This window comes from Provencibacterium massiliense (assembly GCF_900169495.1).
Lineage (GTDB): Bacteria > Bacillota > Clostridia > Oscillospirales > Ruminococcaceae > Harryflintia > Harryflintia acetispora.
The window spans coordinates 68,721-78,204 of sequence record NZ_FWCH01000009.1 but is presented as its reverse complement, the minus strand read 5'-3'; the positions used below and the strand labels follow the sequence as shown (position 1 = coordinate 78,204).

The following is a 9,484-nucleotide window of genomic DNA, read 5'->3' as shown; positions in this document are numbered from 1 at the left end:
GGTGCAAGATGGCAGAAGTTACAATTAAACTGAAAAAGAGCTTAGTTGGCCGCAAGAAAGACCAGATTGCAACCGCAAATTCCCTCGGCCTTCGTAAGATCGGCGATGTGACGAACCAGCCCGACAACCCTGCAACCACGGGCAAGATCGCGAAGATCAGCCACCTCGTCGAGGTAGTAAAGTAATCAACTAAGGAGGTGCAGGAAGATGAAATTGCATGAGCTTTCTCCGGTGCCCGGCTCCACCCACAAAGGGTTCCGCAAGGGCAGAGGCGCGGGTTCCGGCAACGGCAAGACTGCGGGCAAGGGCCACAAGGGCCAGAACGCACGCTCCGGCGGCGGTGTGAGACCGGGCTTTGAAGGCGGTCAGATGCCCCTGCAGAGACGTGTCCCGAAAAGAGGATTCGTCAATATATTCGCAACCAAGATGACGGCGATCAACGTTTCGGCCCTCAACAAGTTTGAGGACGGCGCGGTGGTGGACGCCGAGGCGCTGAAAAGTGCCGGCATCATCAAGAAGGAGCTTGACGGCGTCAAGATCCTCGGCCACGGCGAGCTGAGCAAAAAGCTCACGGTCAAGGTGGCTGCTTTCTCCGATTCTGCGAAGCAGAAAATTGAGGCAGCAGGTGGGAAGGCCGAGGTGATCTAGAATGTTCGAAACGTTAAAAAACGCGTGGAAGATTCAAGATCTGCGGAATAAAATGCTCTTTACCCTGGCGATCATCCTGATTTTCCGCTTCGGTGCGGTGGCGGTCCCGGTGCCCTATCTGGACCCGGCTGCCATGCAGAATATGATCAACGGCGGGGGCAACCTGCTCGGCTTCATCAACATCCTCTCCGGCGGCGCGTTTGAGCGCGCCACCCTCTTCGCACTGGGCATTTCGCCCTACATCACGGCGAGTATCGTCATCCAGCTGCTGACCGTCGCCATTCCCGCCCTCGAGCGGATGGCCAAGGAAGGCGAGGATGGGCGCAAGAAGATCAACAAGATCACTCGCTACTCCACGCTCGGGCTCGGCGTGCTGCAGGCCATCGCCTACTACGTCATGCTGCGCAACGAGAACGCGGTCAAGTACGTCTCCGGCTTCTCCGGGGTGTTCGCGGCCGTCGTGATCGTCGGTTCGTTCACACTGGGCGGACTGATCGTGATGTGGCTCGGCGAGCGGATCGACGAGAAGGGCATCGGCAACGGCATCTCGATGATGCTGTTCTCCGGCATCGTGTCCCGCGGCCCGCACGTGATCGCCATGATGTACCAGTATCTCAAGATCGGCGACCAGTATTACTTCTTTGTCCCGGCCATCATCGCGCTCTTTGTGGTGGTCATCGGCTTCATCGTTCTGATGACCCAGGCCGAGCGGCGCATCCCCGTCACCTACGCCAAGCGCGTGGTGGGGCGCAAGATGTACGGCGGGCAGAGCACCCACATTCCGATCAAGGTGAATATGTCCGGCGTCATGCCGATCATCTTCGCTTCGTCCCTGCTGGCGATCCCCGGCACCATCAAGGCGTTCGTGGACCCGCAGGCGACCGGCTTCTGGGGCAAGCTGCTGGGTGTGTTCGATTACAACAAACCGGTTTACGCGATCCTCTATTTCCTGCTGATCATCGCGTTCAACTACTTCTACGTCGCCATCCAGTACAATCCCCTTGAGATGGCCAACAACCTGCGCCGCAACAACGGCGCCATCCCCGGTATCCGTCCCGGCAAGCCCACCTCCGACTTCATCGCCAAGGTGATCTCCAAGGTGACCTTAGTCGGCGCGATCTTCCTCGGGCTCATCGCCATCCTGCCGATCGCGCTGGGCGCCATCGCCAAGATGAACATCGCGCTAGGCGGTACCACCATCATCATCGTTGTCGGCGTCGCGCTCGACTTCGTGCGCCAGCTGGAGAGCCAGATGATGATGCGCCACTATAAAGGCTTCCTGGAATAATCCGGGATCGTGATTAGGAGGGAACGGTATGAATTTAATTCTGCTAGGAGCTCCGGGTGCCGGTAAGGGCACGCAGGCCCAGGTCATTTGCGAGCATCTCCACATCCCGACGATCAGCACAGGAAACTGTCTGCGCGAAGCGGTGCAAAACGGCACCGAGATGGGCAAGGCCGCCAAGTCCTATATGGACAGCGGGAAGCTCGTCCCCGATGAGGTCGTGATCGGCATCATCAAGGACCGCTTGGCGCAGGAGGACTGCAAGGGCGGCTTCATCCTCGACGGCTTCCCCCGCACCGTGCCTCAGGCCGAGGCGCTGGACAAGATGGGGGTCGAGATCGACCGGGTGATCGACCTTGAGGTGAGCGACGAGGCGATCCTCAAAAGGATGTCCGGCAGGCGGGTCTGCCAGAAATGCGGCGCCTCCTTCCACGTCGACTACAAGCCCTCCAAAAAGGGCGAGGCGTGCGATGTGTGCGGCGGGGAGCTCATCATCCGCAAGGACGATAAGCCCGAAACCGTCAGGGAACGCCTGCATGTCTATCACGAGCAGACCGAGCCGCTCAAGGGCTACTATGCCGCCAAGGGCAAGCTCAAGGTGGTCGAGGGCCAGGAGGACATCAAGGACACCACCGCCCTGACCCTCAAAGCCCTGGAGGCATAATCCGTATGATAGTGGTGAAAAACCGGCCGGAACTCGAAAAGATGAGGCTGGCTGGAAAAATTTCGGGCCAGGCGCTGCGCCTGGCGGGCCAGCTGGTCGCTCCCGGCGTCACAACCGGCGAGATCGACAAGCAGGTCGAAGCATTCATCAGGTCTCAGGGCGCGATTCCATCATTCCTGGGCTATGGCGGATTCCCGGCGAGCGCGTGCATCTCGATCAACAACGAGGTGATCCACGGCATCCCCTCCCACTCCCGCGTCATCCATGAGGGCGACATCGTCAGCGTGGACGTGGGCGCGTATATCGACGGCTTCCACGGCGACAACGCGGCGACCTTCCCCTGCGGAGAGATTTCCGACGAGGCGAAGGAGCTGCTGCGCGTCACCAAGGCGGGCCTCGAGGCGGGGATCGCGGCGGCGACGGCCGGCAACCGGATCGGAGACATCTCCGCGGCGGTGCAGGCTCTGGTCGAAGCGGCGGGCTTCGACGTGGTGACCGAGTATGTCGGGCACGGCGTCGGGCGGGATATGCACGAGGACCCCGAGGTGCCGAACTTCGGGCAGGCTTCGCACGGACCACGCCTGGTCAGCGGGATGACCCTCGCGATCGAACCGATGGTCAACGTCAGCGGCCGCGCGGTAAAGAGGCTCAAGGACGGTTGGACGGTGATAACCGCCAGCGGGAGCCTGTCGGCTCACTTTGAGCACAGCGTGGCCATCACCGAGAATGGTCCCGTGATCCTAACCGATCCGGACTAGAGGAGGGACGGCGTTGACGGCAGGCCAGATTGTGTGCTCCAAGGCGGGGCGGGACAAGGGACGCTTTTTCGTCATCCTCAGGACCGAGGAGGATTTCGCCTGGATCGCCGACGGCGATCTGCGGCCGCTCGCGCACCCTAAGCGCAAGCGGCAAAAGCACCTGGCCCCGACAAGCCAAAGGGCAAATGAAGAGGACGTTCAAACTGACAAACGGCTCAGAAAGCTGCTGACAAACTATCAGACCCGCTCGACCCAGAGTGCGATAGGAGGAAATAAGCTTGTCGAAGAGTGATGTAATTGAGATCGAGGGCAAGGTCATCGAGGCGCTGCCCAACGCGCAGTTCCAGGTGGAGCTCGAAAACGGGCATCAGATCCTGGCGCACATTTCCGGAAAGCTGCGCATGAATTTTATCAGAATTCTGCCCGGAGACAAGGTGACGGTGGAAATTTCCCCGTACGATCTGACCAAGGGCCGCATCACCTGGCGCTCGAAGTGAGCACCGGCGGCGCCGTCAGAGTTTTGATGTTTCAAGAGGCATTTACAAGGAGGTAAACCCTATGAAAGTAAGACCTTCCGTTAAGCCTATTTGCGAAAAATGCAAGATCATTAAGCGCAAAGGCCGCATAATGGTTATTTGTTCGAACCCGAAGCACAAACAGCGCCAGGGCTAGAAAAGCGGGCGTCAGCGCGAGCTGCCGCTCACAACCGAGATAATGGAGGTGCAACAAAAGTATGGCTCGTATTGCTGGTGTAGACCTGCCGAAGGATAAGCGGGTCGAAATAGGCCTTACCTATATTTTGGGTATCGGCCGCAAAACAGCGAACGATATTCTCGCCGCCACCGGAGTCAACCCCGATATCCGCGTCAAGGACCTCTCGGAGGAAGACGTTTCCAAGCTGCGTGACTATATCGACCACAACGTACAGGTGGAAGGCGACCTTCGCCGCAAGACCGCAATGGACATCAAGCGCCTGGTGGAGATCGGCTGCTACCGCGGGGTCCGTCATAGAAAGGGCCTGCCGGTGCGTGGTCAGAGAACCAAGACCAACGCGCGCACGAGAAAAGGTCCGAAGCGGACCATCGCCAACAAGAAGAAATAAGGGAGGGATTAGCAGATGGCTAAAGCTACGGCCAAAAAGACCACACGCCGTCGTCGTGAACGCAAGAATATCGAACGTGGTGCTGCTCATATCCAATCCACCTTTAATAACACCATCGTGACCATCACCGACACGCAGGGCAACGCGCTTTCCTGGGCAAGCTCGGGCGGGCTCGGGTTCCGCGGGTCGAGAAAGTCCACCCCGTTCGCGGCCCAGACTGCGGCTGAAACCGCTGCCAAGGCTGCCATGGAGCATGGGCTCAAGAGTGTCGAGGTGTTTGTTAAGGGCCCGGGTTCCGGACGTGAGGCCGCCATCCGCGCGCTGCAGGCCGCGGGGCTTGAGGTGAGCATGATCAAGGACGTCACCCCGATCGCTCACAACGGCTGCCGTCCGCCCAAGAGAAGACGCGTATAGTTATGATACAGGGAGGTGCAATCTAAATGGCAAGATATACCGGCGCGGTCTGCCGTCAGTGCCGCCGTGAGGGACAGAAACTGTTTTTGAAGGGTGAGCGCTGCTACACTGACAAGTGCGCGATTGCCCGCAGGGCCTATGCCCCCGGACAGCACGGCCAGGGCCGCAAGAAGACTTCCGAGTACGGGCTCCAGCTTCGTGCGAAGCAGAAGGCCAGACGTTTCTACGGCGTGCTCGAGAGCCAGTTCGCGAAATATTTCGATATGGCTGAGCGCAAGCCCGGCATGACCGGTGAGAACCTGCTCAGGATCCTGGAGAGCCGCATGGACAACGTGGTTTACCGCGTGGGCTTCGCCGCTTCCAGAAAAGAGGCCAGACAGCTGGTCCGCCACGGCCATTATACGGTCAACGGCAAAAAGATGGATATCCCGTCCTACCTGCTCAAAGCGGGTGATGTGATCGCTGTCGCGGGCAAGAGCAAGAATTCGGACAAGATCAAGGCGGTCGTTGAGACCAACGGCGCGCGTCCTGTTCCGAAGTGGCTCGACGTCGACAAGGATAAACTTGAGGCAAGAGTGATCCAGCTTCCGAACCGTGAGGACATCGACCTCGACGTCGAAGAGCACCTCATCGTCGAGCTGTACTCCAAGTAATCCTGGTCTGGCCCGCCCGTCCGTGTGGACGGGCAGCGAACAGAAATCAGCATGGGAATGCGAACCTTTAAAGGGAGGGACCAATTATGGTACGAATCATCGAACCCAAAATCGAGATGGTCGACCTCAAACCCGATGGGACCTATGGCAAGTTTGTCGTCGAGCCGCTCGACCGCGGATTCGGTACGACGCTGGGTAACAGTTTAAGGCGTGTGTTGCTCTCCTCGCTTCCTGGTGTTGCGGTCACATCGATTAAGATTGACGGGATCCAGCACGAGTTTTCCACGATCCCGGGCGTGAAAGAGGATGTTACCGAAATCGTTCTCAATATTAAGGGATTGACCGCCAAGCTCTACAGCGATATGCCCAAGATCGTGTATATCGACGCGCAGGGCGAGTGCGAAGTCACGGCGGGCGATATCCAGTGTGACTCGGACGTTGAGATCCTCGACCCGAGCATGCACATCGCCACCCTGGGAGAGGGCGCGACCCTTTCCATGGAGATCGTGATCGACAAGGGGCAGGGCTATGTCTCGGCCGACCGCAACAAGCAGCTGATGAAAGAGAAGATGCTTGGCGACAAGTCGATTTCCGATCGCAACCAGATAGACAAAATGATCGTCGGCAAGATTTATGTCGACAGCATCTACACCCCCGTCTTGAAGGTGAACTACACGGTTGAGAATACCCGCGTTGAGCAGATCACCGACTATGACAAATTGACATTAGAGGTCTGGACTGACGGTACGATCTCCGCCAAGGAGTCGGTCAGTCTGGCAGCCAAGATCCTCAATAGACAACTCAACCACTTCGTGGACCTGTCCGACGAGGTGGGCAGCACGGAGATCCTCGAAAAGAGCGAGGACAACATGAGCGAGAAAGTCCTTGAGATGACCATTGAAGAGCTTGACCTGTCGGTGCGCGCATTCAACTGCTTAAAACGCGCGGGCGTCAATACGGTAAACGACCTCATCAACAAGTCTCCCGAAGAGATGATGAAGGTCCGCAACCTTGGAAAGAAGTCCCTGGAAGAGGTTATCAGCAAGCTGGAAAGCCTGGGCTTTAACCTCAGCAAGGAAGAAGAATAGGAGAGAAGTCTCCTCTGGGGGCCATGCCCCACCATCATGCAAAGTTGCAAAGAAGGAGTGAATTTCGATGCCAGGTACCAGAAAGCTCGGCAGGAGCACCGACCACCGCAGGGCTATGCTTCGCGCAATGGTGACCTATCTGCTCGAAAACGGGAAGATCGAAACCACCGTTACCAGAGCCAAAGAGGTCCGTGCGATGACCGAGAAGATGATCACGACGGCGAAACTTGATAATCTCCACTCCAAGCGTCAGGCGTACTCTTTCATCACGAAAGAGGATGTCGCGAAAAAGCTTTTTGATGATATTGCCCCGAAATACAAGGACAAGAACGGCGGCTACACCAGAATCATCAAAATCGGACCGCGCCGCGGCGACGCTGCCGAGATGGCCATCATCGAGTTGGTCTAACAACATGATCAGGAATCCCCGGTGCCCTGTGAGGGCTGCCGGGGATTTTAGTTATCCGCCTCCACGCATAAAGCACGGGGGGGCGAGATACAATGGAAAAGAAAAAGGAGGAAGGACATGAGACTGGACAAATACCTCAAGGTCACCCGGCTGATCAAAAGGCGCACCATCGCCAACGAGGCCTGCGACGCGGGGCGGATCCTGGTGGACGGCAAACCGGCGCGCGCGAGCTATCCCATCAAAGAGGGGGACGTCATCGAGATCGCGCTCGGGCAGCGCCCGCTCAAGGTAAAAGTGCTCAAGGTTTCGGAATTTGCCACCAAGGACGACGCCCCCCTGCTCTACGAGGTGCTCGCCGCCGGGGAATAGAGCGCAGGGGCGCGGCATATAGATTGGTATACCGGTTCGTGAAAAATTGGGACGAGGGGGATACCGATCCATGAGCGACGAAAAGGAAAAGACCGGCTTTCAGCAGCCGCACAATGTAATATTGGAAGACCGCCACCGGCTTTCCATCTCGGGGGTGCAGGACATCGACAGCTACGACGAGCAGTCGGTGATCGCCTTCACCGAGCTGGGGGAGCTGACCATCAAGGGGTTTGATCTGCATATCAACAAGATCGACGTGCAGACCGGCGAGCTCGACCTGGAGGGCGAAATCTGGTCGCTGAGCTACAGCGAGGCGCAGCCCAAGCGGGGAGGGTTCCTTTCCCGTCTCTTCAAGTAATCCGTAATTCGGGAGAGGGGGCTGCGGCTCTTGGAGGTCAATATCGCACAGCAGACCCTGCTGTTTTTCTGGTCCATCCTGCTCGGGGCGGGCCTCATGCTGCTATACGATCTGTTCCGCATTCTCAGGATCGCCGTCTATAACCCTGCGCCGCTGGTCATGGCCGAGGACATCCTCTTCTGGGGGGTGTGCGCGGTGGTAACCTTCCTGTTCATGATCGCTGAGAACCACGGGGAAATCCGTTATTTCATCCTGCTCGGCGAGCTGCTCGGGGCCCTGCTCTGCTACTATACCCTGTCAAGGGTGCTGATGGCCTGCTCGAAGGCGATTATCAGCCTGATCCGGCGGATCGCGCGGGTCATTTACCGGTTGCTGCTGCGTCCGGTTTACCGGGTGATCCACTGGGTTGCGCGGCTTTTCATCCGGATTGTGGGCTTCTTTGGCGCTCTTTCAAAAAAAACTTGCCATAAAGCGAATTACGCCTTGAAACGCAGGCGTGTTATGTTGTATAATCTAGTTATATCTGAAAGAGACAAACGCCGCGGGAAAAAGGGAGCGAAACGTCATGAGGGCAAAGAAGAGCAAGGCGCCGGTGCGCCACACGCCTAAGAATAAACTGTTTCGTCTGGCGGTGATCGCCTTTGCGATCTATTCCGGGGTCTCCCTGATCCAGCTGCAGGCCGACATCACGGCCCGGCGCGCGGAGCTCAGCGACATCCAGCGCAAGTGCGAGGAGCAGCGGATCGAGAACAAGGAGCTGGAGCTGCAGCTGAGCAAGGGCGACGACATGGATTATATCGAGCGTACCGCACGCGAGCGGCTTGATTTCGTTTACCCGTATGAGACGGTGTATATCAATGCATCGGGAAGCTGATGCATTCGCATATAAAATTTGAGGGGCAACAAAGCTGAGGAGGAACTGCAAACAGTATGCAGGTAGAAGTAGGGAATATCCTGGAGGCGAAGGTTACCGGCATCACCAAGTTCGGCGCATTCGTCAAGTTCGAGAACGACCAGACGGCAATGGTCCATATCTCCGAGATCGCGCCGACCTATGTCAACGACATTTCCGAGCATCTGAGCATGGGACAGGTCGTCAAGGTCAAGATTCTGAATATTTCCGAGGATGGGAAGATCAGCGCATCCATCAAGCGCACCCTCCCAGCGCCCGAGCGTCCGGCGGGCGGCCCCCCGAGGGGCGGCGCGCCGCGCGGAGGCTCTCCCCGCCCGGCGGGCGGAGGCGGCGCTCCACGCAGCGGCGGCCAGAGGCCTGCTCCGAACGCGAACCGGGGACGGGGCGGGCAGCAAAACCGGAGCAATCTGGCATCCCAGTTCCCGCCTCAGCCGGCCAGCTTTGAGGATATGCTCTCCAAGTTTATGCAGCAGAGCGACGATAAGATGTCCGACATGAAGAAGACCATGAACGTCAAGCATCAGAATTCCCGCCGCGGAAGAAAATAATGCACGTTCTCCCCCGTCGCAAGGCGGGGGAATTCTTGTACCCGCCCGAGGAGCGACGCAGAGCTGCCGGGCGCTTCGGTCGCGCCGCCCGGATAACGGGCGACTCGGGGCCTTGGCCTTTACTTAATCGCCTTTCCCGCCCGGCGGGCAAAAAAAGAGCGCCGCTTAAAAAGCGGCGCGAAGACGAAGTAAAAGGCACAAAAAAGAAGTTTGGGGAAGTGAAAGGTCTGGCTGCATCCTGCGCCGCATGGGCTGGATGGGCGCTGGGTCAGCCG

General features: G+C 58.2%; 18 protein-coding genes. All 18 read left to right on the top strand.

The window, feature by feature from the left end; all coding sequences use genetic code 11:
- Window positions 1-8: 8 nt before the first annotated feature.
- The 18 genes from rpmD to B5477_RS01770 all read left to right on the top strand — a co-directional run bounded on the left by rpmD (window position 9) and on the right by B5477_RS01770 (window position 9,209).
- A complete protein-coding gene (gene rpmD / locus B5477_RS01855; protein ID WP_079698119.1) occupies window positions 9-185 on the top strand; it encodes a 50S ribosomal protein L30 in 177 nt (58 codons plus the stop codon).
- 22 nt (window positions 186-207) lie between these two features.
- Window positions 208-648, top strand: coding sequence for a 50S ribosomal protein L15 (gene rplO, locus B5477_RS01850; RefSeq protein ID WP_079698118.1), 441 nt, complete (start codon window positions 208-210; stop codon window positions 646-648).
- A 1-nt stretch (window position 649) separates the two neighbouring features.
- Complete coding sequence (gene secY, locus B5477_RS01845; RefSeq protein ID WP_079698117.1) at window positions 650-1,936, top strand: preprotein translocase subunit SecY; 1,287 nt, start codon at window positions 650-652, stop codon at window positions 1,934-1,936.
- A gap of 28 nt (window positions 1,937-1,964) precedes the next feature.
- A complete protein-coding gene (locus B5477_RS01840; RefSeq protein WP_079698116.1) occupies window positions 1,965-2,597 on the top strand; it encodes an adenylate kinase in 633 nt (210 codons plus the stop codon).
- Window positions 2,598-2,602: 5 nt separating this feature from the next.
- Complete coding sequence (map, locus tag B5477_RS01835) at window positions 2,603-3,355, top strand: type I methionyl aminopeptidase (RefSeq protein ID WP_079698115.1); 753 nt, start codon at window positions 2,603-2,605, stop codon at window positions 3,353-3,355.
- A 13-nt stretch (window positions 3,356-3,368) separates the two neighbouring features.
- Window positions 3,369-3,647, top strand: a complete 279-nt coding sequence (locus B5477_RS01830; RefSeq protein ID WP_079698114.1) for a KOW domain-containing RNA-binding protein — start codon at window positions 3,369-3,371, stop codon at window positions 3,645-3,647.
- A complete protein-coding gene (gene infA, locus B5477_RS01825) occupies window positions 3,634-3,852 on the top strand; it encodes a translation initiation factor IF-1 (protein WP_079698113.1) in 219 nt (72 codons plus the stop codon). Before B5477_RS01830 ends, infA begins: the two co-directional genes overlap by 14 nt.
- Window positions 3,853-3,913: 61 nt before the next feature.
- Entirely contained in the window at window positions 3,914-4,027 is a 114-nt protein-coding gene (gene rpmJ, locus B5477_RS01820) for a 50S ribosomal protein L36 (protein WP_024729495.1), read from the top strand.
- A 61-nt stretch (window positions 4,028-4,088) separates the two neighbouring features.
- A complete protein-coding gene (gene rpsM, locus B5477_RS01815) occupies window positions 4,089-4,457 on the top strand; it encodes a 30S ribosomal protein S13 (RefSeq protein WP_079698112.1) in 369 nt (122 codons plus the stop codon).
- Between the two features lie 15 nt (window positions 4,458-4,472).
- A complete protein-coding gene (gene rpsK, locus B5477_RS01810; protein WP_079698111.1) occupies window positions 4,473-4,871 on the top strand; it encodes a 30S ribosomal protein S11 in 399 nt (132 codons plus the stop codon).
- A gap of 26 nt (window positions 4,872-4,897) precedes the next feature.
- Entirely contained in the window at window positions 4,898-5,524 is a 627-nt protein-coding gene (rpsD, locus tag B5477_RS01805) for a 30S ribosomal protein S4 (protein WP_079698110.1), read from the top strand.
- A gap of 86 nt (window positions 5,525-5,610) precedes the next feature.
- Window positions 5,611-6,612 carry a DNA-directed RNA polymerase subunit alpha gene (locus tag B5477_RS01800; protein ID WP_079698109.1) on the top strand — a complete coding sequence of 334 codons (1,002 nt, stop codon included), beginning with the start codon at window positions 5,611-5,613 and terminating at the stop codon, window positions 6,610-6,612.
- Between the two features lie 67 nt (window positions 6,613-6,679).
- Window positions 6,680-7,021 carry a 50S ribosomal protein L17 gene (gene rplQ / locus B5477_RS01795; RefSeq protein WP_079698108.1) on the top strand — a complete coding sequence of 114 codons (342 nt, stop codon included), beginning with the start codon at window positions 6,680-6,682 and terminating at the stop codon, window positions 7,019-7,021.
- A gap of 117 nt (window positions 7,022-7,138) precedes the next feature.
- Window positions 7,139-7,390 (top strand): RNA-binding S4 domain-containing protein, encoded by a 252-nt coding sequence (locus B5477_RS01790; RefSeq protein ID WP_079698107.1) that lies wholly within the window; start codon window positions 7,139-7,141, stop codon window positions 7,388-7,390.
- Window positions 7,391-7,460: 70 nt separating this feature from the next.
- Window positions 7,461-7,748 (top strand): sporulation protein YabP, encoded by a 288-nt coding sequence (gene yabP / locus B5477_RS01785; protein WP_079698106.1) that lies wholly within the window; start codon window positions 7,461-7,463, stop codon window positions 7,746-7,748.
- A 30-nt stretch (window positions 7,749-7,778) separates the two neighbouring features.
- Window positions 7,779-8,357: a spore cortex biosynthesis protein YabQ gene (gene yabQ / locus B5477_RS01780; RefSeq protein ID WP_079698105.1), complete on the top strand. Its 579-nt coding sequence runs from the start codon at window positions 7,779-7,781 to the stop codon at window positions 8,355-8,357.
- Complete coding sequence (locus tag B5477_RS01775) at window positions 8,314-8,622, top strand: FtsB family cell division protein (RefSeq protein WP_079698104.1); 309 nt, start codon at window positions 8,314-8,316, stop codon at window positions 8,620-8,622. Before yabQ ends, B5477_RS01775 begins: the two co-directional genes overlap by 44 nt.
- A 56-nt stretch (window positions 8,623-8,678) precedes the next feature.
- Window positions 8,679-9,209 (top strand): S1 RNA-binding domain-containing protein, encoded by a 531-nt coding sequence (locus B5477_RS01770; RefSeq protein WP_079698103.1) that lies wholly within the window; start codon window positions 8,679-8,681, stop codon window positions 9,207-9,209.
- Window positions 9,210-9,484 lie beyond the last annotated feature (275 nt).